Genomic DNA, 24,267 nt, shown 5'->3' on the forward strand with positions numbered 1-24,267 from the left:
CCGGCGACAAGCCCAGCGCGCGCCGGACGCCGATGCCCGCGTGCCGCGGTCGGCCCCGGGCAAGGCGCGGTACGGGCCGCCGGTGCCAAGGGCCGACGCGAGGTGCGCTCCAGGCGCGTTGTGGGTTCCGATCCGGGAGTCGGCCCGCCGCGTGCCGGCGGAGGACTTCGGAATCGACGGAATCACCTCGGCATCGACGCGCCCGAGGGCCTGACGCTACCGAGGTGAGGGCGGCCGGGTCGTGGTGGCGGCCGCGCCCACGAGGGCCTCGACGCACTCCCGTTCGCCGTCGGCCGACGCGGGCCGGAAGCAGGCCCGGACCGTGCTGCCAGGGTGGGCCTCGGTCATCTCGGTGAAGACGTAGGTTTCCGTGTCGGCCCTGTCCTTGACGCGCGCCTCGTGGGTCGGGCCGCCCGCGGTGACCTCCAGCCGGTCGCCGATCCGGGTCGCCCAGGTCCGGGCCCAGCTGGCGCCGCACTTCTCGCTGTAGCGCAGCTCCACATGGGCGCCGGTGGCGGTGCGGTACTTGGTGAGGGAGTCGGGGCTGATGCCGCAGATCAGGCGCAGCGGGTCCCGGCCCTCGCAGGCGGTTCCGTGGCACTGGGGGGCGAGGGAGTACGGGACGGAGGCCGACAGCGGTTCGTCCTGCGGGGCCTCCCGGTCCGGCGGCAGGACGAGCACCAGTGCCACACCACCGACGATCACGGTGTACGCCGACGCCAGCACCACCATGAGTCTGCCCCTCCGGCCGCGCGGCCGCCCGGTTTCGGCGGGCCGGGGCGGCTCCTGCGGCTGCGGCCGCGGCTCGTCGGCGGCGGGGGCCGCGGGGGCGGGGACCGCCGCGCGTCCGCTCCAGTCCGACTCGGCGATCTCCCACAGGGCCAACAGCCGCCCGCCCGGCTCGTTCGCGAGCCGGCACAGGTCCTGTACGGCCTGACGAGGGGGCAGGGCCTTGCCGTTGAGGTAGCGCTCCCAGGAGGACTTGCTGTACGACGTGCGTTCCGACAGCGCCGCCAGGCTGAGACCCGTACGGGCCCGCAGCTCCCGCAGTGCGGCGGTCAACCGGGTGTGTTCCGCGGTCACTTCGGTGCCGCCTCCCGCAGGGCCTTCCAGGTGCCCAGGCCGATGACGCCGTCCACGACGAGCCCGTCCCGTGTCTGGAGGCCCTTGACCGCGAGCCGTGTCTTCGGGCCGAAGACGCCGTCGATCTCTCCCGCGGAGAAGCCTGCCCGGCCCAGCAGGCACTGCGCCTCGGCCACTTCCGGCCCGATGTGAGTGTTCGCCAGGATGGTGTTCGTGGTGCGGCTGAGGCCCGCGTACCAGCGGCCGTCACGCTGCTCCAGTCGGCAGGTGTAGATGACCGGCACCATGGACTCCGACACGACGGCCGGGGTCGCCGCGACCATATCGGCGCGGCCTTGCGCGAGTTGGGTGCGGGCGTCGGCGAGCCGCACCGCCAGCACGAGCGCCGCGGAGACGGACAGCACCAGGGCCACCGCTCCCACCGTGACCGCGGCGCGCAGGTAACGCCCGTACGGCTGCCGCTCCGTGGGAGCGTGGTGCGGCGTCACAGCGGTGACCTCCGGGTCGCTCTCCGGGTCCCTCACCGGGTCGCCCTCCGGGGCATCGGTGGTGACCACGCGTCCCTCCGCCCAGCGTTCGGCGGCGATCTCGTGCAGCACCAGCAGCCGGGTCGGATCGTCACCGCCGATGCGGGCCATCGCCTCGACGGCCTCCCGGGGCGGCAGTGACCTGCCGTTCAGATACCGCTGCCACGACCTCGCGCTGTACCCGGTCTTCGCGGCCAGTTGACGCGTGCTCAGTTCGCCGCGGTCCTTCAGCTTGCGCAACGGCACGATCAACTGGCGGACGTGTGGGTGCAGTTCAGCAGGCAGCTCTTTCCAACGCGACATGCTTCCCCCGGCTCCTGTCAGGGACCGCTGGTCCGGCCCCCGTATCCCCTTGTCCCGGTCTCATTCTGCATCAGCCGTCACGGAACTCACGGAGCGGCCACCACGCCCATACGGAATCCGCCGTCCCCGCTCGCGGTCGTCCCGCCACACCGACTATGCGGGCGACATCCCCGCAGGTCAGGGCATGGGACGCCTCGGGATGACGCCACTTCCGCCTCAACTGTGGCCGGCCGTCACGCCGAACCCGCAGTCTCGTTCCGGAGCCGGCCGGTGCGGTCGGTTCCGCTCATCGCACGTCAACGGAGGAGAACAGCATGCGAACTCTCACGAAGGCACTCGTCAGTGTCACCACCGCGGTCGGGATCGCCGCCGGCGGTCTGGCCACCGCGGGCACGGCCATGGCGGCTCCCGCGTCGGTCCAGCAGCAGGCGGTGACCGGTGAGGTCGGCGCGCTCGCGGTGAACAACCTGGGTCTGAGCCTGGCGCAGGCCAAGAACGTCCAGCGCTTCCTCGCGCTGCACTGGGACTACAACGACGAGATCGACGGGTACCTGGGCGAGAACAGCTGGAAGGCGTTCCAGCGACTCCTGACCAAGCACTGGGGCTACACGGACAAGATCGACGGCATCGTCGGCCCCAACACGATCAAGGCGCTGCAGCGCCTGCTGCGGGCCAACGGCGACTACAGCGGCGCGATCGACGGCCTCGCCGGCGACGGGACCAGGGCCGGATTCAAGCTGTGGGCCGACAGGCTCTGACGGACCAGCCGTCCCACGTATCCACCGCGGCCCGTCCTCTCCTTGCCGGAGAGGACGGGCCGCGCGGTTCTCTTCAGGCGCCTCAAGCCGCCGCTCTGGCGCCGGATGCCAGCAGTGCCATGCCCCGGTGCAGCCTGTGCGCCGTGACGTCGCACAGGAACAGGCGGTTGCTACGCCTCCGACGGCGTCCCGTCCGCCCCGATCCGGCGGTAGCCCAGGTACGGGACGAGAGCCTCGGGCAGCAGCACAGAACCGTCAGCCTGCTGGTGCTGTTCCAGTACGGCGGCCAGCGTGCGGCCGATGGGCAGGCCCGAGCCGTTGACCGTGGCGGCCGGGGTGGGCCTGCCGTTCTCGTCGCGGGTGCGGATGCCGGCGCGGCGGCCCTGGAAGGTGCCGAAGTCGGAGACGGAGGAGATCTCGCGGTAGGTGTTCTGGCTGGGCAGCCAGACCTCCAGGTCGTATGTGAGCTGCGCGGAGAAGCCGGTGTCGCCGGCGGCGAGTGTGACGACCCGGTAGGCCAGGTCCAGTTCCTTCAGGCAGGCCTCGACATGGCCGACCATGCTCTCCATCTCCGCCCGCGCCTGGTCCGCGGTCGTGATACGGACCAACTCCACCTTGGAGAACTGGTGCTGGCGGATCAGGCCGCGGGTGTCCCGTCCGTACGAACCGGCCTCCGAGCGGAAGCACGGGGTGTGCGCGGTCAGGGCGACGGGCAGTTCGGCGGGCGGGATGATCTCGTCGGCGTAGAGGTTGGTGAGCGGGACCTCGGCGGTCGGGATGAGGAACAGGTCGCGGTCCGTGACGCCCGTCTTGAACAGGTCTTCCTCGAACTTCGGCAGCTGGCCCGTGCCCGTCATCGTCTTGCGGGTGACCAGGAAGGGCACCGAGTGCTCGGTGTAGCCGTGGCGGCGGGTGTGCAGGTCGAGGAACAGGGTCGCCAGGGCGCGTTCCAGGGCCGCTCCGGCGCCGCGCAGGACGCTGAAGCGCGGGCCCGACAGTTTGGTGGCGCGGCCGAAGTCCAGGATGCCCATGCTCTCGCCGAGGTCCACATGGTCCTTGGGCTCGAAGGAGAACTCCGGCGGGTTGCCGACCCGGCGCTGCTCGACGGCGAACTCCTCCGAGTCGCCCTCGGGGGCGTCGTCCGACGGCAGGTTGGGGATGCCCAGGAGCAGCTCGGTCAGCTCCTCCTGGACCGTCTCCAGTTCGGCCTCGGTCTCGCGGATCTGGTCCTTGAGCGCCCGCGCGGTGTCCTTGAGCGTGGAGATGTCGCCGCCCGCCCTGGCCGTCCGCTGGACCTCCTGTGCCACGCGCTTGGCCTCGGAACGCAGCTCGTCGCCCGACTGGATGCTCTGGTTCCGACGGGACTGGAGGCTCTCCAGAGAGGAGAGGTCCAGGGTGTAGCCGCGGCGGGCAAGGCGACGTACGGCTTCGTCACCCAGGTCGATCAGAACGCGGGCATCATGCATGGGGGCTGTCTGCTCCTCGCGCGGAAGGGATAGTGCTCCGACGCTAGCAAGGTCGGGCATGCCCTCCGTACTCGATTTAGAGGTCGTTTTTTGGCGGTTCTCGGGTCGAGCTGTGCAGGCATACTGCTGTGGTGCTGTTGACGTGGATTGCTGAGGTGGCGGACGAGCCTCTGGTGATGGAGCCGGCTGACCGGCGGGTGGAGTGGGAGACCAACACCTGGTCGCTGGGTGCGGCTGACGAGGACAGGAATTCGTTGTCCGTCGCCGAGGTGGTGGCGGCCTTCGAGCGGACTGCTGCTGCCATCCGGGAACGCATTCACGATCTGCGCTTCTCCGGGGTGGCGACGTTCTATGTGTGGCACGACAAGCAGGCAGGACAGCTTCGGTGCTCGACCGGTTCTGTGCCCCCGCATGGTTTGCCGTTCAGCGGTACCTATGTGGCTTCCGACGACCTCGGTCCGGTCGTCGAGGGATTTCTGACCGACAGCGAGCCAGGCTTCATCACCTGGTCGGACCTGGACGACATGCAGAGCCTCTCAGAGAAGACCGAGACCGAGCCGGAGATCATGCCCTTCGGTGTCTGGGTCAGCAATGTCGGAGCTTCACGCTGACTGGTCCTGCCTGTCCGCACGGACGAGTCGGCGGTGGCAGATGAGGACTGCGGCTACGCCGGCGAAGGCGAGGAAGTGTTCTGCCTTGCGTTCGTAGTCGCGGTGGAGCCGACGGCAAGCCGGCGAGCCAGGACACGGTCCTCTCAACAACCCATCGGTGGCGACCGAGCCGCTGCGAGGACTCGATCCCTTTGCGGGCTATGCGGTGGCGGATGCCCCGCTTGCGGAGCCACCGGCCCAAGTCGTCATAGTCGTAGCCCTTGTCGGCGGCTGCGGCCGTTGCCCACGCGCTCACCGCACTGAGTTTTCCAATGCAGCCCGATGATCGGAAACCCACTGATAGGCCGTCTGAACTCGCGTCACCGCCCCGGTGTCACGAAGCCGGGCCATGGCGACGTCACCCGCATCGGCCTGGGTCTTGATGCCCCGCCAGCACCGGTCCTGCCACCACAAGATCGTGGACACGAGAGGTTGCCGGTCCAACAGTACGTAGCTGTCGACGATCAGCCTCATGCGCCGGGCTGTCTCCTCGACGTCGGTGACCGAAGGGCCCAGATCGAGGTACTGCCAGCAGACATGAGCGATGTCGTTGATCCGCGCGCCAGGCGCAGCAAGGTCCCAGTCGATGAATGCCGTTGGGCGAAGCTCGCCACTGGACAGGCGATAGATGGTGTTCTTGGGCGACAGGTCGTTGTGACACACGACCTCTTGGTCTGCGGCCAGCGTGGTGCCGGCCGTCAGGTCGTGGAACTGACGCACGAGCCGGGCGACCGTCACCAGACTTTCGTCCGATGACACAGCGGCAGGTTGTTGCGGCTCCCATGCCACATGGCCATCGAGGTAACTGAGGACCTCACGGCCCTCGTCGTCCACACCGAGAGACCGCGGAGCACCACTCCAGCCACTGGCTTCGAGCAACCTCAGCAGATCACCCACGAACTTCGTGCGGGCTGACGCCGGACGGCGCACCGTCTCCCCGACACGAACGACCGCATTGACAAAACCTCCAGGCAGAAACGACTCCGGCATCCGTCCACCCTGCCCGATCACTACCTCCAACGCTCAACAGCTTGTCCCGACGCTTGATCCGCCGCCGAGACAACTCCGCCAGAGGAGCTACTCCGCAGACAGCCGCCGACGACCAGCGTGAGCACCCCGGCCACAGCGGCAGTTGGGAGATCCCGTACTCGTAGGCCGCGGGCAGGACGGTGACGTCGGGGGACGGGCTCTCCGTAGGTGTCGGCCCGCTTGGCGCGCACTGGTCTTGGCATGTGCTGCGGCTCCGATCGCTGATGAGTGAGGGCGCGGTGGACGACGTAGCCGATCCGATGGAGGCTGCGCCGACGTTTCGGACCCGCCGTGACCAGCGGTTACCGGACAGCCCTTAGCACGGTCGGCAGTTGGTGCGTAGTGCGTAATCGAGACGGCCCCCGCAGGTGCCCGAGAGACCTCTCTGTCTCGGGGAAAGGACACTCAAAGCGTGCTCGCACCTCATGCTGCACGACCGCCTTGGGCAGAGGGTGGCCACGGGGGCTGTGCGACGGAAATCGAGCAGCGAGTCCGAGACCGTCCCGCATAAAGACGGCCAGCTTTACGCTCTCTGGCGATCGGACATTCCCCAGTTGGTGATGCCACAATCAGCGGTGTAGCAGACAGGGGGACGACACATGGCAACACCGCGTCCGGGAAGGCCCGCAATTCAGCGCCTGCAGTTGCGTACCGAGTTGCGAAGAGCCCGCAAGGAAGTCGGGCTCACGCAACGTCAGGTGGCCGAGACCATGGAGTGGTCACCGAGCAAGCTGTTGCGTATCGAAGCAGGCGAAGTAGGGATATCCGTCCATGATCTTCGCCCGCTGCTGAGCCTGTACCGGATCGGCGACGACGGGACCGTCGAGCGGCTGCTCGGCTTGGCGCGTGGCAGTCGGAAGATGCCGTTCACCGAGTACCGGGACATCTACGGACCGCAGTTCCTGAACTTCTTGGCCATGGAGTCGTCGGCCTTCGTGACGCGGGCGTTTCAGCCGCTCACCGTACCCGGCCTGCTGCAGACGGAAGAGTACGCCGCGGAGATGATCCGGGCGTACACCGCGGACAGGTTCTCCGCACCCCAGCTTCAGCGCATGATCGAAGGGCGCATGCTGCGCCAGGAAACGCTGGAGCGGGACGACGGCGAGACCTACTTCATCCTGGACGAGGCGGTACTTCGCCGGCAGGTCGGTGGGCCGAGGGTGATGCGCATGCAGCTGCGCCGGCTCGCGGAGCTGGCAGCGCACCCTCGCCGCCAGATCATGATCTTCCCGTTCGGCAGCGGCACTCCCGCGTCGCAAGGACCCTTCACCCTCTTCGAGTTCGAGGAGGGCATGCAGCCGTTCGTCTACCTGGAGAACCTGCGCGGTCCCGCCGACGTCAGTACGGCCACGGAGGACTTCGTCAAGCATCTGGAAGTGTTCTGGGAACTGGAGGAACGTTCCATCAAGGGCGACAGCGTGCCCCCGATTCTGCTTCAGATGGCCGAACACATCGAAACAGAACCGCACGACCTGGTTCTCCCTCGGCCCACGCCGCCGTCCCCGGACGTCTGACATCTCTGTCCCCCTCCTCACCCGAGGAACGACCCCACGCCGATCGGCTCCGCAGGGGATCCACGTGCAGGTGGGCGGGGGCACACGGCCCCGGCGCCCAGCAGCCAGGGGCGCATGGAAGCAGAAGGGGGCTCATCAGCCATCATGGCCGGACATGACTGTGGCTCCGCTTCAGCGAAGCCACAGCGGGGGCAGACCCGCTGCAACGGGATGCGCCCCCATGCTGATCGCCCGGGCCACCGGACACCAGCGTGTGTACCACGGTCGCGCATCCCCGGCGCGTTGGCAATCGTTGCTGGTGGGCAACGCCCCACAGGCCGACCGGCGAACCGTATGTACATGGTGTGCTCGGTCCGATCGAGGCGTAAACCATCATTCTGATAGGTAGCATCTCGCGAGATCGCTATCAGCAGCGCATCCGAATGCTTCAGGAATTCCTTCTCCGCCATGCCGGACTTCCCCGTTCCGCGCCGGTGGCAGCCACAGGCATATGAATGATCAAGCGAGGGTCAGGGAATTGGCCTTGCAGGCAGTTCACCGCCTGCAAGCGGTGCAACTGGTTCCATAAAGTCCCGGGCCATCTGGAGTACAGCCTTGTCCGACCACGAGTACCTTCCGGAGAATTCCTCAGAAGACACCCACCGCATATCCGACCTACCGCGCGCCCACATCATCGCTGCCGCCATTGTCGCAGTGGCATCGCTGACCGCGGCCGTCATCATCCTCGTCCTGGCACCTGTCGAGTCCGGCCCGGCAACGGCAGCAGCCGTCGCCACCGCGGGACTGGCCCTCGCCGGCCGGCTGGGGAGCCCATCCAACTGACTGCATCCGCAGCAGACACGGACGCTGCGGGAACCGGGTATAACCACCGGCGCCCGCAGCGACTTTGCGTTTCCCTCAACTGACAGCCGTGCCGCGCCCCTGCCCATCAGGTGCGGCCGACAGGAAGCGACTCCACGACCGGGCCGTGAAGGCCAGGCGCCCCCTGGACGTGTCCTTCGTGTCACGCACCCGAACAAAGCGATCGATATACACCTCTACACACTGATCGCCTTGCATGTCGCTGTAGGAGGACTTCCGCCACGACCCCGAGGGACCCATTCACGCGCCTAACTCTCACAGCCGCAACACCGCATCGTGCGCGACCACCCATGCACCAAAAAATCCCGAATTGTCTATTTCGGGTGGTTATGAGTCTACATGCTGCGAGACGGTGACTTTTCCACACAGAACAGCACCAGCGCACAGGCCGTAGTTTGGCAAACTGTACCGGCGGGCGTGGCCAAGCGGATGGAACGCCAGCAGGTCCTGTACGACGGCGAGCACCGCTACGACGTGATCCTCGGCGAACAGGCCCTGTACACGTACGTCGGCGGGCCCGAGGTGATACGCGAGCAACTGGAACGCCTGCTCAGCGAGATCGACCTCCTGTCCCTCACCCTCGGCATCCTCCCCGCCACCGCCGACGTCGACATGGTCCCCGCACACGGCTTCAACATGTACGACGACAGCCACGCCCACTACGAACTCGTCTCCACCGGCGTGGACATCTCCCACCCGGCCGAACTCGCCCTCCACAACAAGGCCTTCGGCCTCCTCAGCGACGCCACCTACTAGATCCTCCAGGGTTCCAGTCGCAGGCCCGGCCGGTCAGGCACGGCGAAAGCGCACGAGAGACACCGGACAGGGCAGGATGGGACAGGCGCCCACGAGCCCAGTCAGCTTCACAACTCCCCCGACCCCTGCGGCCCACCTCATGCCACGGCCGACCAGGACGATCACTGAGCCACCCGAAAGCGTAAGCGGGCTCAGTCTTCTGCGTCAGCGAACTTATCCGCGAGCTCGCGATGCCGGTCTGCGGCTTGCCTCGCCTGAACAGGGCTGACGGTCGATCCCGGCATGCTGCCCAAGCGCTCGACCCACTCCGCGAGGCGCAGGTGCTCGCGCCGGGCATGTTCCCGGCAAGCGAGGCACGTGACTTTGTCCGGGCGCGGCGAGGCCATCGCGTAAGGCACCCGCACTCCGCATCCGGTAGTGACGAGGCTCGGCAGGTCACCCACCAGACCGAACGTGGATGCCAGCACGTTACGGACGGCGGCATCGTCGTGGCCCACCTTCGACTCGACATGGATGTGCGGATCGCTCCCACCCACGCGTCCTCCTCGCCCCGCCTACCCAGCTGACCGAGTGCTACCGGCCAGCCGTCACTGCAGGATGAGCTAATTCCCCCGAGGCCGTCAGGTGCGTCGGACCTGCGTGCGCTCTACTCGTGCTTGGGTTCGGAGGCCTTCCCGCCTCGTCGCCGAGGAGAGTCCAAGAAGAGGCAGTGCGCGGGCGCCGCAGCCGCTGTGTCAGTTCCTCCCCCTACGGTTTTGCCCATGACTCCTGAGATGCGGGACCGGTTAAGTCCCTTCCGTGACAAGGCGGTTGCGCGGGGCATACCGGCCGACGACGTAGAGCGGTGGTTGGCCACCGCCCGCCCCTGCGCGACGCTGACGCGGGACGGGGAGGTGGACGGGGACGGGCCGGTCGTGGGCCGGTTCGGCGGTCCGCTGCTGCTTCCGGCGGATACGCCGGACCCCGCCCATCCCTTCGTCGCGTCCATCGACCTCGCGGCGCTGCCCGCCGACGCGACGGACCTGGGCCTGCCTCCCGACGGCCACCTGCTGCTGTTCGCCTTCCCCGAGACCGCCGACGATGCCGAGACGATGGGCAGTGTGGCGTACGTCCCCGTCGGTTCGGCCGTGGTGGAACGGGACAGGCACGCTTGGAACTCCTTCGACTTCGCGGATGAGGAGGCGATGTTCGAGGCGTTCCCGCAGGGTCCGTTGCGGGCGACGCCCCATGTGTCGCTGCCCTGCCACCATGCGGTCGAACTCCTCGGCGAGCCGTGGAGCGGGCCGCTTCCCGGGCACCCCCGCTCCGAGGAACTCGTCGCGGTCTGGGAGAGCATCCGTGGCGACATCGCTCCCGAGGGGCCGTTGCAGATCGGGGGGTACGCCGATGAGGAGGCCATCTGCACGGACCCGGTCGCCACTGCCGTGTCCAGGGCCGTGGAAGCGGCGGAAGCGGGCGGGTGGGACGGACCGGTTTCGGGTGACGTCTCGGACTGGGTGCTCCTGGCCGACTGGCAGGCCGGCATGGACGTACGAGGCTGGGAGAGCGCCACCGTCCACTGGGTGATCCAGCGCGAGGACCTGGCCGCGCGGCGCTTCGACCGCGCGTTCACCAGCGTCTTCTGGAACCCCTGACCTGTGCCTGACCTGACTGTGCCTGGGTGGTTCGCAACCAGTGGTCGAGAGCGGCGAAGTCCCCGTTCGTGAGGCCTTGTCGAGGATCGACGCAGTGCAGAAGGGCCTGGCCCGGGTGGTGTGCCTCCGTCCAGGTCCGGTCGGCGTCCGTGATCTCGTCGTCGACCCAGGCGAAGGGGCGTCCGGCTGCCCAGGCGAGGAGGTCACGGGTCTTCCAGTGGAGGCCGTCCTTCTCGTCTTCCTCGGGCCCCTCGGACGACTCGGGCCAGATCACCACGGGCAGCTCCGGCAGGCCGAGCCATGGCGCGATGCATTCGTTGGCGTCGGACATCCACGTGGTGGCCCACACCAACTCGCACGGCAGCGCCATCAGTCGGGGGCCGTGCGCTGGATCGATCCTGGTGATCAGGGGATTCGCAGCAGCAGCTCCGTGCACCTGGCGGTGGGGCCGGTAGGTCGGGTACCCGTTCGGAAGCTGTTGCTGCGTCGCCCCGAAGGGGATGAGTGGCCCATCGACGTCAAGGAAGAGAAGGGGCAGGGTCGAACCGATCACGGCTGCACGGTAGCCGGTGTTCGGGCTCGCGTGACAGCAGTCCGTGCGGGGTGCGCAGGCCGGCGCCGAGCACGCCCCCCGGACAGCTAAGCCCCAACTTAAGCATCTGGTCGCGCCGCCCCGGCCGACGACAGCATGAGGCCCGGAACGGTGGCCAGGAGGGGGACGGGGGACGGGGGACGGGGGACTCCGGTCGCCCCCCTGGATCAGTTGTCACCGGCATCTCCGTTCCCGTCTCCATCTCCACGAGCTCACCGGACAACAAGTTCCTGAACGTGCCCACTTGTTGCGCTCTCTCTTCTCCAACAGAAAGGGATGACATGTCCGTAGTGAAAAGGTTCGCGTCCGTCGCGGCGGCGGCCGTCACGCTTCTTGCCCTGGGAATGACCGGGCCGGCGTCCGCCGGAACCGCGCAGGCCGATGCGGCCTTCGGCGGGCAGGCCCGGGCCGCCGGGCTCAGTCAGGAGCAGGCTGACGCCCTTCAGGCCAAGGTGGAGGGCCTTCTCGCCCGCCAGGACGGGCGCCAGGTCTCCGCGAACGAGATCAGCCTGGGTGACGGCGCGACGCTGCTGGTCTCCGTCCCCGGCGAGAAGTACGCCCGTGACCTGACCAGCCCGGTCGGTACGCGCGCCGCGGCGGCGTGGGAGTGCAGCTACGAGTACTTCTGTATGTACCGAGGCCAGAACGGCACCGGCAACCGACTCGCCCTGTACAACTGCCAGAACTACGCCCTGAGCAACTGGGAGGGCCTCGGTTCCTGGTGGAACAACCAGACCCCCGGCACCCGGGCACAGTTCAAGAACCAAAGCGGCGGCGTCATCTTCACCACCCCCGGCGCATCCAGCTGGGACGGCAGCTACAACTGGACCCCCGTCTGGTACGTCAAGCCCTGCTAGGGGCTCCGCCGGAAGAGCGGTACTGAATCTGCGGGCCGGTGGGGATGGTCGCGCACCCGACTTCACCGGCCCAACGCGTCACAGCTCTCGCCCGGTCTCCGTCGGAGGCCGGGCGAATGCGGCAGCAGTGGCCGAATGCCCCCTTGCCCTCGCTGGTGGGGCTCGGTCAGTCTCGTGGGGCACCGCCCTCCACCCGATGACCGACCACCATCGGAGACCCCCCATGCTGCGGGTGCACTTCACTTCCGAGGACATCGCACGTGTCCGCGTCGCCGTCACTCCCGACCCCCTCTGGGAGATCACCAACAGCTTCCAGGCGCTGGCCGGCAAGGACGACCCCCTGGCCTTCGGCGACTGGCGGCGCCTGGTGCGGCCGCTGTTGGGACCGGCGGACAGGATGCTCGCCGCGCTCCTCCCGCCCCGTGGCTACACGCCGGACTTCCTCACGCCGGACCCGCCCGACGCACGCGACGCCCCCGACACCTCCGACCGCACTCCCGACCTGGAGCGCGCGGTCGACGCCGTACTCACCACCCCCAGGACCACCCTGCGCCGCGACCTCACACGCCTCGCCGCCTCCCCGTGCCGGCCCCGGCGGCCCCTGCCGGCCGGTGTCCGTGCCCTCGCCGAGGGCGAACCCGCGGCGCTGCGCCGGCTGGGCGCCGGCCTGCACACGTATCACCGGCGGGCGCTCGTGCCCTTCGCCACGCACATCCAGGCGCATCTGGACGCCGACCTGGCCACACGGGCCCGGGCCGCGCTGGAAGGCGGGACCGACGGGCTCCTGGCCAGCTTCCGGCCGGTGCTGCGCTGGGAGTCGCCCGTGCTGGAGGCCCCGTACCCGGTCGACCGTGAACTGCGGCTCGACGGACGGGGGTTGGTGCTCCAGCCGGGGTTCTTCTGCTCCCGAAGACCCGTCATGGTCGCCTCTCCCTCCCCCGAACGGACCCCGGTGCTCGTCTATCCGGTCCAGCACACCCCCGGCTGGGCGCGGGGGCGGAGCGCCACCGACCGGGGCACGGAACTGGGCGTGCTGCTCGGGCGTACCAGGGCCGCGATCCTGGCGGACGTCCTGACGGGCCGTACGACCGGAGAGCTCGCGCGGCGGAACGGTGTCTCCGGCGCCGCCGCGAGCCAGCACACCGCCGTCCTGCGCCGGGCCGGCCTGGTGCTGAGCGTGCGCCGCAGCAGGTACGTCCTGCACACCATCACCCCGGCGGGGGCCGCCCTTCTCGGCGGACGACCGTCGAGCCCGCCGAGCGTGCCATTCGACGCCGACGACCCCCGCTGCGAACTGCACAAGGTCCACGACCTCCACGACCTTTAAGTCACAGCTTCAACGTGTGGCGCGTGTACGGCGGCCGACTCCAGCCTGGGAGTACGGAACCGGGGTCGCGCGCGACGCGTGGGCCCCGTATGTCGCCATGCTCACAGGGGGTTTCACCACATGCGCTAGCGACGCGACCGACGCTCCGTCCTCGGCATCATCGGCACCCTTGCCTTCCTGCTGTCGGCCATGTTCGCCACCACCGCACCGGCGCAGGCCGCGTCGGCCGCCGAGCCTCCGACGGTCTGGCCGAAGCCCGACAGGATCGAGCACGTGGCGACGGCCGCCGCGATCACCTGCGCCAGCGGAAACCTGTGCGTCGCCACGTACGACGCCACGCGGGGCGACTACGTCGTCTACTACCTCTACTACTGCGCCACTTACGCGCTGACCGACTTCGTGGGCACGGGCTCCTACCGCAACTCCCAGGCCGGCGGCGCCACCGCGACCTTCTACGGCCAGAGCGGCAACGCCCTGACGTCGGTCGGGCCGGGCGGCAGCAGCAACTCGTACAACTGGTCTCCGGTCTGGTCGATCCGTAACTGCTGATCTGGACCCTGCGGCGGGACGTACAAGGGCACGTCAGGCAGGGTCGGGCACGTCACGGCTATGGTTCGGCCATGAAGGCAGCCGTGCACAACCGGTACGGACCGCCGGACGTCGTCCGGGTCACCGAGGTGGACCGGCCCTCCGTCGGGGACCGGGACGTTCTGGTGAGGGTGCACGCGACGACCGTCAACCGGACCGACTGCGCCTACCGGGCGGCCAGGCCCCTGTTCATGCGCCTGCTCACCGGACTCGCCCGGCCCCGGCGTACCGTGCTCGGCACCGAGTACGCCGGGATCGTGGAAGCCGTCGGCGGTATCGCCATCGCGTCCTTCTCGGTCGGCGACCGGGTGTTCGGGTACAACGAGGGCGCGTTCGGAGCCCATGCCGAGTACGTGTCCGTTCCGCACGACGGGCCCGTCGCGACCATGCCGGCCGGTGTGACCTTCGAGGAGGCCGCTCCCGGTACCGAGGGCGCGCACTACGCGCTGGCGTTCCTCACGAAGGCGGGCGTCGGGGCCGGGGACGACGTCCTCGTGTACGGGGCGACCGGCGGTATCGGCTCGGCGGCGGTGCAGTTGCTGAAACAGCGCGGCGCCACCGTGACCGCGGTGTGCGACACGGCGCACCTGGAGCTGGTGAAGGGGCTCGGTGCGGACCGGGTCGTCGACCGCACCGCCGAGGACTTCACCCGGGACGAGCAGCGCTACGACGCGGTGTTCGACGCCGTCGGCAAGAGCACGTTCGGGCGGTGCAGGCGGCTGTTGAAGCCGCGCGGGGTGTATCTGTCCTCGGAGTTGGGCCCCGGCGGGCAGAACATGCTCCTGCCGCTCGTCACGCCGCTGTTCCGGGGGCGGCGGGTGAGGTTCCCCTTTCCCACGCAGGACCAGGAGATGGTGCGGCACCTCCGGGAGCTGATGGCGGCCGGGGAGTTCAGGCCTGTCGTCGACCGGCGGTACCCGCTGGAGGAGATCGCCGACGCCTACCGGTACGTCGAGACCGGTCAGAAGGTCGGGAACGTGGTCGTCACCGTCGTACCGCCGGACTGAGCTCGACCGAGTACGGCAGAGCCCAGTCCGGCGTACCGGGTAGCGGTAGCCCCTGTCAGTCCGTGCCCGTCAGCCCGTGTGGACCTTCAGTGCCGTGCGGACCGCGGACTCGAGTGCGCCCTCGATCCAGGCGGGCTTGATGGAGGTGTGGCAGCCCGCGAAGTGCAGCGGCCCTTCGGAGGTGGGGACGTCGGGGAACAGTTCCGCGTGCTGGCCGGGGAAGAGGACGGACGCCTCGCCGTAGGCGTAGTGGTCGCGCATCCAGGACTGTGTCCGGCACTTGCCGGTGAAGAAGACCTCGCACCGGCGGCCGAAGACGGCCTGAAGTCCGGCCAGCGCGCGCAGATACCGCTCCTCGTCGGCGAACGCGTCCCACTTGAGGGCGTCGTCCGCCCAGCTGTAGGAGGCGAGCACGATGCCGCCGTCACTGCCCTCCATGGGCGTCGCGTGTTCGAAGTACATGAAGCGGTTGGCGTTGTCGCTCACCGAGCCGCCGCCACGGACATGGGCGGCCTCCGGTTCGCCACCGCTCATGGCGGGCCGGAAGACGGAGAAGCACTCCTTGAGTCCGTCGGGGATCGTCACCCCCAGCTTCTTCACCGACCCGTGCGCGCCGAGATGCCTGGCGTCCCTGACCTTGCCCGCCCTGTACTTGTCGTAGAGCTTGGGCTCGATGGAGTTCAGCGTCTCCCGCCACTGCTCCTCGGTGAACTCCCACCAGCGCTGCGAGAACTCCAGCAGCACCTTGGTCGCGGCGTCGTAGTGCAGCTCGGTGACGGCCCGGCGCTTGCCGTAGGAGAGCGGCGGGTCGAAGGCCACGTGGCGCAGTCCGGAGAAGGGGACGGTGATGATCGCCTCGTCGCCCTCGAAGACCTCGGTGGCGCCGCCCTTGCCGGTCTGGCTGTCCTCCGACACGGTGTGCACCCGCACCTTGCCGCCGTTGCCCCCGTGACCGCCCTCGCGTTCGATGCGTACGGCACGCCGGTCGAGCCTGACCTTTCCCTTCACGGGCGCGTACAGCGCGTCGGCGAGCAGCGCCGTGCCGCCCTTGATCTCCCAGAACTTGGTGCTCGGGGCGATCAGCACGCTGGACAGGAAGCTGTGCACGAAGGAGAGGTGCAGCCGTGAGGTCAGGTTCTGGATGGTGCCGACGAGGTCGGTGGTCCGGGTGTCGAGCTTGGCGACCTCGGTGAGATACCGGTACATCGACCAGTGGCCGTACTTCTGCAGGACCGTGATCCAGCCGTCGACGAGGGCGGTTCCCTCCTTGTCCTGGACCAGCCGGCGGGCGGGCGCGAGGGCCTCGGTGAGGATCGCGGCGGCGGTCTTCGTGCGGTTCGGTCCGGTGACGCCGAAGGAGTCGTTGATCTTCTCGGGGTGCTTCTCGTAGTCGGCGCGGCGCATGTGGATGCCGTTGACGTGGATCCAGGTGCGGTTGGCCTTCCGGTCGGGGTTCTCGACCTCCACGTCCACGAGGTAGAACTCCTGGCGCGGGATCTCGTACTTCTTGAGCAGCGCCATGAGGAGCGGGTGGCTGTCGGGCAGCCGCATGGCCCCGGCCTCGGCATACTGCTTGGGGTCGGCGAACGGCTGCTCCCCGTTCTCGTGACCGCCCTTGCGGAACGTCTTGATACGGCCGCCGACGCGGTTGCCGTTGGCCTCGATCACGACGACCTCGTGGCCCGCCCGGTTGAGCAGGTCGGCGGCGAGCAGACCGGCCGGTCCGGCGCCGATGACCAGCACGCGTTTCGTGGTCTTCGCCCGGCCGGTGGGCAGACCGTTCTCGATGGTTCTGAGGTAGCCGGGGACAAGGGAGTTGTCGTGCTCGTCGTAGACGGCGATGGCGCGGGCGACCGTCCGGTACGCCCCGTGGTCGATGCCGGGCGGCGAGGCCGAGGGTGCGAGGGCGGGGCTCAGCGCGGTCGCGGGTGCGGCGGAGGCGCCGGCGAGCCCGACGGCGAGCGCCGAGGCACCGGTCGCGGCGACCACGGCACGACGCGAGGGTGGTGGCACCTGGGGCGACGGTGGTGAGGACTGGGAGACAACGGGAGTGCTCGGGTTCTGTGTACTCATCACCTATAACTTTTGGTGCATGAGCCATACGCAGTAAGCGCATTCACCCGAAAGAGGACCCCAAACCACTCGAACCACTGAGCCGGTTCATGGCGTCGTACAAGCGTCCTGGCTGATCCAGATGCACGTCATGTCCCGCACCCGGAACAGTGACCGTCACGGTCTCCTTCCCCGGCCGGCGCCTCCTCATCTCCCCCGGCTCCTGCTCGGGCATCGTGCCCGTCCCGCCCCGCACCACCAGCGTCGGGCAGAGCACCCGGCTCCACTCGGCCCAGTAGTCGTGCGTGGCCAGTTCCTCGACCGCCGCGATCATCCTGTCCCGGTCCACACTCAGCGGAGTCGGGCAGCGGTCCAGCCAACTCCCGATGTCCGACGGCAGGTTGGGGCTCGGGCCCCCCGGGCCCGCCTCCACCAGCACCAGGGACCCCACCAGGTCCGGGTGCGCCGCCGCCGTCAGCAGTGCCGTCAGGCCGCCCAGGGACTGGCCCACCAACACGACCGGCGCCAGGGCCAGTTCACGGATCACGGTCACCGCGTCCCGTACGTTCGCCGCCCGACTCATGTCCCGCGGGCTGCGCGTGCTGCCTCCGTGACCCCGGGCGTCGTACGTGATCACGCGGTGCCCGTCCGACAGCAACAGGGCGCGCAGGTCGTCCCATTCGCCCTGGTGACCGGCCAGGCCGTGCAGAAGAAGGAGGGGCGGGCCTTCCCCAAATGTGGACGGGTTGTGAACCTCGTATGCCAAAGTTGTACCGTCAACCGTCCACAGAATGGGCATAGTCGATCAGAATAATCACCTGACGGGACTTGGCCTTGAATTTCCTCCTGGATCGCGGCCCCCTGCTTCGTGGGCTCGCGCTGTTCTCCTGCGGCCTCGCGCTCGCGCTGTACGGCTGGGGGCTGCTGCACCTCCTCGGCGCCGTACTGGACGCGGAGGACGGCGGTGCGAACTCGTCGCCGGTGCGGCCGTGCCTTACGGCACGGAGTGGGGTCGAGCCCGTCGACTACCGCGCCGACTACGTCCCATTGCGGTTCGTGTGCGAGACCAAGGACGGCGGGAGTTACGTCACCGACGACGTGCCGGGGTATGTCAATCCCGGCGCGTTCGGGTTCGTGCTGGCCGGGGCACTGCTCGCCGTCGGCGCCGGGTACGAGGCCGAGTTGCGCGCCCGCCGGGCCGCAGCCGCCCCGGTCGACGGGAAGCCCGGGCCCACGAGTTAGCCGGCCTCCCGCAAGGGCCCCTGGAACGCCCTCCGGTACGCGTACGGGCTTGTCCCGACCACCCGTTTGAAGCGGTCCCGGAACGCCGTCGGGGAGCCGAACCCCGTCTGGACGGCGATCCGTTCGACCGGATACGTCGTCGTCTCCAGCAGGTGCTGCGCCCGCCGCACCCGCGCCCGGTGCAGCCACTGCAACGGCGTCGTACCGGTCTGTTCGCGGAAACGGCGGTTCAGCGTACGGGTGCTCATGCCCGCCCGCGCCGCGATGTCCGCCAGTGTCAGGTCGCCGCTGTCCGCGTGCTCCTCCAGCCAGCGCAGCACCGGTTCCATCGTCGCGCCCGCCGGGGCCGGCGGCTGGGCCTGCACGATGAACTGGGCCTGGCCGCCCTCCCGTTCGAGGGGCATCACGCACATCCGGGCGGCCTGCGCGGCGACCGTCGAGCCGTGGTCGTTGCGGATCATGTGCAGGCACATGTCCATGGCCGCCGCCGCGCCCGCCGAGGTGAGGAACTGCCCGTTGTCGACGTAGAGGACGTTCGGGTCGACGGTCACCTTCGGATACATGTCCGCGAGATCCTGGGCGGCGATCCAGTGCGTGGTCGCGCGCAGCCCGTCCAGCAGGCCCGTCGCCGCGAAGAGGAACGCGCCGACGCAGACCGAGGCGATGCGCGTCCCGTTCGCCGCCGCCGCGCACAGCGCCTCCGCGACGCCCGGCGGCAACGGCACCGTCGGGTCGGCGGTGCCCGGCAGGACGATCGTGTCGGCGTCCGCGAGCGCGTCGAGCCCGTACGGCGCCCGCACGCTGAACGGCCCCGCGCTCACCTCGGTCCCCACGCCCACCGAGCAGACCCGGACGCGGTACGCCTCCCGCCCGTCCGGCAGCCGCGCCCAGCCGAAGGCGTCGATCGGCGCCGAGAGATCGAACGGGATGACGCCCTCAAGGGCCAGTACGGCCACGGTATGCATGACGAGAGCCTAGGCGTCCGAAGGAATCCGCTGGCGAGAATCCGTTGACCTGTGGCAGAACCGCCACTTCTGCGCGCCCCGCCCCCCGCCTAGCGTCACCCCGTGACCAAGTTTCTGCTCGCCCTCCATGTCCTCGTCGCGATCATCGCCATCGGCCCCGTCACCGTCGCGGCCAGCATGTTCCCGCCCAGCGCCCGCAAGGCACTCGCGGCGCCCGACGACCCCGGGGCGCTGGAGACCGTAGGGCTCCTGCACCGGATCTGCCGGGTGTACGCCGGGATCGGCATCGCCGTGCCCGTCTTCGGGATCGCCACGGCGACCAGCATGGGTGTGATGGGCGACGCCTGGCTGATCGTGTCCATGGCGCTGACCGTGGCGGCGGCGATCGTCCTGGTCGTACTGGTGCTGCCCCGCCAGGAAACGCTTCAGGAGACGATCCAGGAGTCGAGTCAGGTGTCGAGCCAGGTGTCGATCCCGGAGAAGGTCGTCGAAGGTGGCTCGGGCGACCGGGCGGCAACCGTCCAACTCGCCATGTTCACCGGCGTCTTCAACCTCCTGTGGGCCACCGTGACGGTCCTGATGATCGTCCGCCCGGGCTCCACCACCGGCGCCTAACGGGCCGACACCAGTCCCTCCGTCGACTCCTCCTCCACCCGGAACGAACGCCCCACCCCGGCCGCGACCAGCACCCCCGCCGCGATCACCAGCGTGAAGAAGGCCCACGTCAGAGGCCAGGCGCTGGCGAATCCGTCCGGCGGTCCCGGATGCGTGCGCAGGGAGACGTACATGAGCGCCGCGGGGGGCACCGCCACCAGCAGCAGCGGCCAGCCCCGGCCGTCCCGGTACCCGAAGTAGGCCGCCAGGAGCAGCAGTACGACCCCCAGGGCGACGACACCGGCGCCCGTCACCGGGGTCGTCTCGTCCGTCGACCCCGGGGTCTCGACCCGGTTGCGCAGATCCCAGGGGACACAGACGAGGTACGCGGCCCAGGCGACGGCCGCGCCGAGTGCGCGGGTCAGCCAGCGCTCGACCCAGGGACGTGTCCGCAGCGGCGTGAGCAGCTTCCCGGTGTTCCCAGTCATCTCGGTCATACGTACGAGGGTCACCTGTCCGCCGGCGGTCCGACAGAGTACGCGTACTCAGGTACCCGTACCTATGCGCCCAGCGCCCGCGACACCGTGTAGATCAGCAGCCCCACCAGCGAGCCGACCACCGTGCCGTTGATCCGGATGAACTGGAGGTCGCGGCCGATGTGCGCCTCGATCTTCCTCGTCGTGTGCTCGGCGTCCCAGCCCGCGACCGTGTCCGTGATCAGGGACGTGATCTCGTCCTGGTAGGTCGTCACGACGTACACCGCCGCACCCTCCAGCCACCCGTCCACCTTGTTCTGCAGCCTGTCGTCGACAGCCATCCGGGCCCCCAGCGACAGCAGCGACGCCCGCACCCGCAGCCGCAGTTCGCTGCGCTCGTCCTCGGCGGCGGAGACGATCATCGAGCGTACGGCCGTCCAGGCGGAGGCGATCAGGTCCTGGACCTCGCCGCGCCCCAGGACCTCACCCTTGAGGCGTTCCACGCGCGCCCGGGTGTCCGTGTCGGACTGGAGGTCGGAGGCGAAGTCCGTGAGGAAGCGGTCGAGCGCACCGCGCGCCGGGTGGGAGGGGGCGTCGCGCATCTCGGTGACGAAGCGCAGCAGCTCCTTGTAGACGCGCTCACCGACCCTCTTGTCGACGAACTTGGGCGTCCAGCCGGGCGCGCCGCCCTGCACGGCGCCCATGACCTCGTCCTCGTGCAGGACGAGCCAGTCGTGGGCGCGTACGCAGATCAGGTCGACGGCCCTCCGGTGGCCGCCGTCGGCGACGACCTTCTCCAGCATCTTGCCGATGCCGGGCGCGATCTCCTGGGCGTCGGCCCGCCGGGTGATGGCCTCGCCGACCACCGCCTGGACGTCGGAGTCGCGCAGCACGGTGAGCGCGCCGCGCAGGGCGGTCGCCAGTTCGGCGGTGACCCGGTCCGCGTGTTCCGGCTCGGCGAGCCACGCACCCAGCCGGCTGCCGATGCCCACCGCGCGCAGCCGCTGCCGTACGACATCCTGGGACAGGAAGTTCTCGCCGACGAACTCACCCAGGGAGACGCCCAGTTGGTCCTTCTTGGTGGGGATGATCGCGGTGTGCGGGATGGGCAGGCCGAGCGGGTGGCGGAAGAGGGCGGTGACCGCGAACCAGTCGGCCATCGCGCCCACCATGCCCGCCTCGGCCGCCGCGGCGACATAGCCCGCCCAGGCGCCGGCACCCTGCTCACCGGCCCACTTGGCGAGGACGTACACGACAGCGACGAAGAGGAGCAGCCCGACCGCGGTGAGCTTCATGCGGCGCACCCCGCGCATGCGTTCCTCGTCGGCGGCGCTGAAGGAGGTCATGGCACGGCCGGGGACCGCCCCCGCGGGCGCGGCACGGGACTGCCGCCCGCCGTCGCCGCCGGTACGGTCCTCTGATCCCGATTTCGTACGTTCCATGCGCTCCACCGTGCTCCACCCGTTCAGTGATCCCTCACACATTGTCCCTTCCTGACCGACTCCTGGAACGGAACAAGAGTTCCCCACGTATATCCGGAGGGGGTCGGCCCACAGGATTCAGCCGGTTCTCACAGGCCCATCCCGCATCATGAGCGCAGCCCACCGGAGCCCCCACGCTCCCCTCCGTACCTAGGAGTCGCACACCCCATGACCACGCGCCACGGTTATGGCCTGCTCGCCGCGATGGTCACGCTCGTCGTGACCGTGTCCGGCGGGATATACGTCGGAGCGAGCCCCGACGACGGCACCCCGCCCAACAAGGCCGTCACCCGCAGCAAACCCGGCCCGAACAACGCCATCAGCCCCGCCTCCACCGGCGCCTGGGTCGGCACCTGGTCCGCCTCCCCGGTCGACGGCGAACCCGGCACCGACGAGAAGGGCCTGGCCGGCCACTCCCTGCGCAACGTCCTGCACACCGCGGTCGGCGGTACGAGTGCCCGCGTCACCCTGTCCAACCTCTACGGCAAGAAGCCGCTGACCATCACGCACGCCTCGATCGCCGTCGCCGCCGCCGAGAACAGCGCCGCCGCCGACGCCGGCACCATGCGGCTGCTGACCTTCGGCGGCGGCCCCTCGGTGACCATTCCGGCCGGGCAGCAGATCGTCAGCGACGCCGTGCGCGTCGTCGTCCCGCGCGACAGCGACGTCCTGGTGACCACGTTCTCCGCGATCCCGTCCGGCCCGGTCACCTACCACCCGCGCGCCCGGCAGATGTCGTACGCCGCCCTGGGCGACCGCACCGAGGACCCCACCGCCACGGCCTACACCGAGCAGACCGAGGCCTGGCGGTACGTCACCGCCCTGGACGTCTTCAACCACAGCTCCGACGGCACGGTCGTCGTCTTCGGCGACTCGCTCACCGCCGGCAGCACGTCCAGCGTGGGCACCAACAGCCGCTGGCCCGACGTCCTCGCCGACCGGCTGCACGCGGCGGCCGCGTCCGGCGCGGACGTGCCCCGCTACGGCGTCGTCAACGAGGGCATAGGCGGCAACCGCGTCCTGCTGCCCGGCGGGGCCGGCGTGCCGGCGCCCAACGCCAGCGGACTGACACGGTTCGGCCGGGACGTCCTCGGCCGTCCGAACGTCAAGGTCGTCGTCATCGACCTGGGCGTCAACGACATCCTGCGCGCCTACAACCCCAAGAACCTGAAGGCGTCCTCGATCACCGCAGGGCTGCGTGAACTGGTGGCCGAGGCGCATGCGCGGGGCCTGAAGGTGGTGGGGGCGACGCTGATGCCGTTCGGGGGCTTCCACGGCTACTCGGCTGCGACGGAGTCTCTGCGGCAGGCGGTGAACGCCGAGATCCGGGCAGGGAAGGTGTACGACGCGTACACCGACTTCGACAAGGCGCTGCGGGATCCGGCCGATCCCTCGCGGTTCCGGGCGGACTACAACTCCGGGGACCACCTGCATCCCAGCGACAAGGGGTATGCGCGGATGGCGGAGGTGTTCGACCTGGCGGAGCTGAAGGGGGCTGCGCCGGCGGTGCTTTAGCGGGTGCAGGGTGCGGGTGCGGGGTGCGGGTGCGGGTGCGGGGTGCGTTTGCGGGTGCGGGGTGCGTTTGCGGGTGCGGGGTGCGTTTGCGGGTGCGGCCCGGTGGGGGCTTGTCGCGCAGTTCCCCGCGCCCCTAGGAGGGCGCTTCGCGCCCGTCCCACCCGCCCAGCTGCGGGCATGCGTGCCGCTAGGGGCGGCACCCGTCCCACCGAGAGCGGCACCCCGTATCAGCGCCGGGCTGCGCGACCCACCCCCAGCAGCAGCCCCGCGCTTCAGTCGTCCGAGCCGTGCAGTTCGTGTCGGGATTCGCGGCGGTGCAGTTTCTCCTGGCGCCGTTCCTCCTTCAGCCGCTCGCGCTCCGTTTTCGACAGTTTGCGGGTGACGCCGACGCCGCCCCAGAAGGCGAAGCCCTGGATGATGACGCGGGGGGCGCCCGGGTCGCCCAGGACGCCCTCCTGGCTGTGGTCGAAGCCGCCCATGATGCCGATGCCCCGTACGACGACCTCGACGCCGGGCGGCACGACCACGTTCATACCGCCCATGATCGCGACGCAGTTGACGACCACCTCACGGTCCGCGAAGTTCGCGTCACGCAGGTCGAGTTCACCGCCGCCCCAGAACGCGAACGAGTTGAACCGCCTCGGCATCGTCCAGTGCCCCCTGCGCTGGAACCCGCCCATGACGGCGACACCCCACCGCGAGGAACCCTCACCCCCGACGATCCGGTCCGGCCAACTCCCGCTCCCCACAGGCCGCTTGACCATGTCCACAGCGGGCGCGCTCACCCCGGCCCCGGGCAGATCACGGGTGATCGGCGTCAACTCACCGTACGTACGCGCCTGATACGTCGCATCCAGGCGCTCCTCGAACTCGGTCATGTCGAGCCGGCCCTCCGCGAGGGCGTCCCGCAGTACCTCGGCGACTCGTTCACGATCGGCGTCGGAAGCGCGCAGCTCCGGAAGGTCGTCCGTCATACAAGCAGCCTACGAG

At 69.4% G+C, this 24,267-nt stretch carries 26 protein-coding genes and 1 pseudogene; 13 read left to right on the forward strand and 14 right to left on the reverse strand.

Annotated elements, in window-relative coordinates; translation table 11 throughout:
* Positions 1–216 precede the first annotated feature (216 nt).
* Both ACH4TV_RS07085 and ACH4TV_RS07090 read right to left on the reverse strand, forming a co-directional pair.
* Positions 217–1,083, reverse strand: coding sequence for a DUF2690 domain-containing protein (locus ACH4TV_RS07085; protein ID WP_398394990.1), 867 nt, complete (start codon positions 1,081–1,083; stop codon positions 217–219).
* Positions 1,080–1,913: a peptidoglycan-binding protein gene (locus tag ACH4TV_RS07090; RefSeq protein ID WP_398394991.1), complete on the reverse strand. Its 834-nt coding sequence runs from the start codon at positions 1,911–1,913 to the stop codon at positions 1,080–1,082. The genes ACH4TV_RS07085 and ACH4TV_RS07090 overlap by 4 nt, the downstream gene beginning before the upstream one ends.
* A 314-nt stretch (positions 1,914–2,227) precedes the next feature.
* On the opposite strand from ACH4TV_RS07090, the gene ACH4TV_RS07095 reads away from it, so the two are divergent.
* A complete protein-coding gene (locus tag ACH4TV_RS07095; protein WP_398394993.1) occupies positions 2,228–2,671 on the forward strand; it encodes a peptidoglycan-binding protein in 444 nt (147 codons plus the stop codon).
* Positions 2,672–2,841: 170 nt separating this feature from the next.
* Here the strand turns inward: ACH4TV_RS07095 and serS are convergent, their stop codons facing one another.
* The gene (serS, locus tag ACH4TV_RS07100; protein WP_398394995.1) at positions 2,842–4,137 is read right to left on the reverse strand and encodes a serine--tRNA ligase; all 1,296 of its coding nucleotides are present in this window, start codon (positions 4,135–4,137) and stop codon (positions 2,842–2,844) included.
* A gap of 131 nt (positions 4,138–4,268) precedes the next feature.
* Between serS and ACH4TV_RS07105 the strand changes: the two genes are divergently transcribed.
* Positions 4,269–4,748, forward strand: coding sequence for a hypothetical protein (locus ACH4TV_RS07105; RefSeq protein WP_398394997.1), 480 nt, complete (start codon positions 4,269–4,271; stop codon positions 4,746–4,748).
* Here the strand turns inward: ACH4TV_RS07105 and ACH4TV_RS07110 are convergent.
* Both ACH4TV_RS07110 and ACH4TV_RS07115 read right to left on the reverse strand, forming a co-directional pair.
* Positions 4,740–5,013, reverse strand: a pseudogene (locus tag ACH4TV_RS07110) (transposase); the annotation flags it as partial. The gene ACH4TV_RS07105 and the pseudogene ACH4TV_RS07110 overlap by 9 nt on opposite strands.
* Before the next feature lie 26 nt (positions 5,014–5,039).
* A complete protein-coding gene (locus tag ACH4TV_RS07115) occupies positions 5,040–5,777 on the reverse strand; it encodes a phosphotransferase (RefSeq protein ID WP_398394999.1) in 738 nt (245 codons plus the stop codon).
* Positions 5,778–6,415: 638 nt separating this feature from the next.
* Between ACH4TV_RS07115 and ACH4TV_RS07120 the strand changes: the two genes are divergently transcribed.
* Positions 6,416–7,330, forward strand: coding sequence for a helix-turn-helix domain-containing protein (locus tag ACH4TV_RS07120; protein ID WP_398395001.1), 915 nt, complete (start codon positions 6,416–6,418; stop codon positions 7,328–7,330).
* A 693-nt stretch (positions 7,331–8,023) separates the two neighbouring features.
* Positions 8,024–8,152, forward strand: coding sequence for a hypothetical protein (locus tag ACH4TV_RS07125; RefSeq protein ID WP_398395003.1), 129 nt, complete (start codon positions 8,024–8,026; stop codon positions 8,150–8,152).
* Positions 8,153–8,227: 75 nt separating this feature from the next.
* On the opposite strand, the gene ACH4TV_RS07130 is transcribed toward ACH4TV_RS07125, so the two are convergent.
* On the reverse strand, positions 8,228–8,431 hold the full coding sequence (locus ACH4TV_RS07130) for a DUF397 domain-containing protein (protein WP_398395004.1): 204 nt from the start codon (positions 8,429–8,431) through the stop codon (positions 8,228–8,230).
* Between the two features lie 99 nt (positions 8,432–8,530).
* Here ACH4TV_RS07130 and ACH4TV_RS07135 point away from each other — a divergent pair, with 99 nt between their 5' ends.
* Positions 8,531–8,947 carry a Scr1 family TA system antitoxin-like transcriptional regulator gene (locus ACH4TV_RS07135; protein ID WP_398395006.1) on the forward strand — a complete coding sequence of 139 codons (417 nt, stop codon included), beginning with the start codon at positions 8,531–8,533 and terminating at the stop codon, positions 8,945–8,947.
* A gap of 191 nt (positions 8,948–9,138) precedes the next feature.
* On the opposite strand, the gene ACH4TV_RS07140 is transcribed toward ACH4TV_RS07135, so the two are convergent.
* Complete coding sequence (locus tag ACH4TV_RS07140; protein WP_398395008.1) at positions 9,139–9,483, reverse strand: hypothetical protein; 345 nt, start codon at positions 9,481–9,483, stop codon at positions 9,139–9,141.
* A gap of 225 nt (positions 9,484–9,708) precedes the next feature.
* On the opposite strand from ACH4TV_RS07140, the gene ACH4TV_RS07145 reads away from it, so the two are divergent.
* Complete coding sequence (locus ACH4TV_RS07145) at positions 9,709–10,581, forward strand: DUF1963 domain-containing protein (RefSeq protein WP_398395010.1); 873 nt, start codon at positions 9,709–9,711, stop codon at positions 10,579–10,581.
* Here ACH4TV_RS07145 and ACH4TV_RS07150 read toward each other — a convergent pair.
* Positions 10,556–11,134 carry an HAD domain-containing protein gene (locus ACH4TV_RS07150; RefSeq protein WP_398395012.1) on the reverse strand — a complete coding sequence of 193 codons (579 nt, stop codon included), beginning with the start codon at positions 11,132–11,134 and terminating at the stop codon, positions 10,556–10,558. The genes ACH4TV_RS07145 and ACH4TV_RS07150 overlap by 26 nt on opposite strands.
* Positions 11,135–11,454: 320 nt before the next feature.
* Between ACH4TV_RS07150 and ACH4TV_RS07155 the strand changes: the two genes are divergently transcribed.
* The 4 genes from ACH4TV_RS07155 (at position 11,455) to ACH4TV_RS07170 (ending at position 14,952) form a co-directional block, all read left to right on the forward strand.
* Entirely contained in the window at positions 11,455–12,030 is a 576-nt protein-coding gene (locus ACH4TV_RS07155; protein WP_398395014.1) for a peptidase inhibitor family I36 protein, read from the forward strand.
* 223 nt (positions 12,031–12,253) lie between these two features.
* Complete coding sequence (locus ACH4TV_RS07160; RefSeq protein WP_398395016.1) at positions 12,254–13,357, forward strand: ArsR/SmtB family transcription factor; 1,104 nt, start codon at positions 12,254–12,256, stop codon at positions 13,355–13,357.
* Positions 13,358–13,546: 189 nt separating this feature from the next.
* Positions 13,547–13,906 carry a hypothetical protein gene (locus ACH4TV_RS07165; RefSeq protein WP_398395018.1) on the forward strand — a complete coding sequence of 120 codons (360 nt, stop codon included), beginning with the start codon at positions 13,547–13,549 and terminating at the stop codon, positions 13,904–13,906.
* Between the two features lie 71 nt (positions 13,907–13,977).
* Positions 13,978–14,952 (forward strand): NAD(P)-dependent alcohol dehydrogenase, encoded by a 975-nt coding sequence (locus tag ACH4TV_RS07170; RefSeq protein WP_398395019.1) that lies wholly within the window; start codon positions 13,978–13,980, stop codon positions 14,950–14,952.
* Between the two features lie 69 nt (positions 14,953–15,021).
* Here the strand turns inward: ACH4TV_RS07170 and ACH4TV_RS07175 are convergent, their stop codons facing one another.
* Together ACH4TV_RS07175 and ACH4TV_RS07180 are read right to left on the reverse strand one after the other, a co-directional pair.
* On the reverse strand, positions 15,022–17,025 hold the full coding sequence (locus ACH4TV_RS07175) for a flavin monoamine oxidase family protein (protein ID WP_398395021.1): 2,004 nt from the start codon (positions 17,023–17,025) through the stop codon (positions 15,022–15,024).
* Positions 17,026–17,068: 43 nt separating this feature from the next.
* Complete coding sequence (locus tag ACH4TV_RS07180) at positions 17,069–17,770, reverse strand: alpha/beta fold hydrolase (protein ID WP_398395023.1); 702 nt, start codon at positions 17,768–17,770, stop codon at positions 17,069–17,071.
* Between the two features lie 68 nt (positions 17,771–17,838).
* On the opposite strand from ACH4TV_RS07180, the gene ACH4TV_RS07185 reads away from it, so the two are divergent.
* Positions 17,839–18,246 carry a hypothetical protein gene (locus tag ACH4TV_RS07185; RefSeq protein WP_398395025.1) on the forward strand — a complete coding sequence of 136 codons (408 nt, stop codon included), beginning with the start codon at positions 17,839–17,841 and terminating at the stop codon, positions 18,244–18,246.
* On the opposite strand, the gene ACH4TV_RS07190 is transcribed toward ACH4TV_RS07185, so the two are convergent.
* On the reverse strand, positions 18,243–19,211 hold the full coding sequence (locus ACH4TV_RS07190) for a GlxA family transcriptional regulator (RefSeq protein WP_398395027.1): 969 nt from the start codon (positions 19,209–19,211) through the stop codon (positions 18,243–18,245). The genes ACH4TV_RS07185 and ACH4TV_RS07190 overlap by 4 nt on opposite strands.
* 102 nt (positions 19,212–19,313) lie before the next feature.
* Here ACH4TV_RS07190 and ACH4TV_RS07195 point away from each other — a divergent pair, with 102 nt between their 5' ends.
* A complete protein-coding gene (locus tag ACH4TV_RS07195; protein ID WP_398395029.1) occupies positions 19,314–19,826 on the forward strand; it encodes a hypothetical protein in 513 nt (170 codons plus the stop codon).
* Here ACH4TV_RS07195 and ACH4TV_RS07200 read toward each other — a convergent pair.
* Together ACH4TV_RS07200 and ACH4TV_RS07205 are read right to left on the reverse strand one after the other, a co-directional pair.
* On the reverse strand, positions 19,823–20,302 hold the full coding sequence (locus ACH4TV_RS07200) for a hypothetical protein (protein ID WP_398395031.1): 480 nt from the start codon (positions 20,300–20,302) through the stop codon (positions 19,823–19,825). The two genes, ACH4TV_RS07195 and ACH4TV_RS07200, sit on opposite strands and share 4 nt — an antisense overlap.
* 62 nt (positions 20,303–20,364) lie before the next feature.
* Positions 20,365–21,723 (reverse strand): DUF445 domain-containing protein, encoded by a 1,359-nt coding sequence (locus tag ACH4TV_RS07205; RefSeq protein ID WP_398395033.1) that lies wholly within the window; start codon positions 21,721–21,723, stop codon positions 20,365–20,367.
* A gap of 207 nt (positions 21,724–21,930) precedes the next feature.
* Between ACH4TV_RS07205 and ACH4TV_RS07210 the strand changes: the two genes are divergently transcribed.
* Positions 21,931–23,277 carry an SGNH/GDSL hydrolase family protein gene (locus ACH4TV_RS07210; RefSeq protein WP_398395034.1) on the forward strand — a complete coding sequence of 449 codons (1,347 nt, stop codon included), beginning with the start codon at positions 21,931–21,933 and terminating at the stop codon, positions 23,275–23,277.
* 272 nt (positions 23,278–23,549) lie between these two features.
* On the opposite strand, the gene ACH4TV_RS07215 is transcribed toward ACH4TV_RS07210, so the two are convergent.
* The gene (locus tag ACH4TV_RS07215) at positions 23,550–24,251 is read right to left on the reverse strand and encodes a DUF1707 domain-containing protein (RefSeq protein ID WP_398395036.1); all 702 of its coding nucleotides are present in this window, start codon (positions 24,249–24,251) and stop codon (positions 23,550–23,552) included.
* Positions 24,252–24,267: the final 16 nt, after the last annotated feature.

The organism is Streptomyces sp. NPDC020898 (genome assembly GCF_044333925.1).
In the GTDB taxonomy this organism is placed as follows: Bacteria; Actinomycetota; Actinomycetes; order Streptomycetales; family Streptomycetaceae; genus Streptomyces.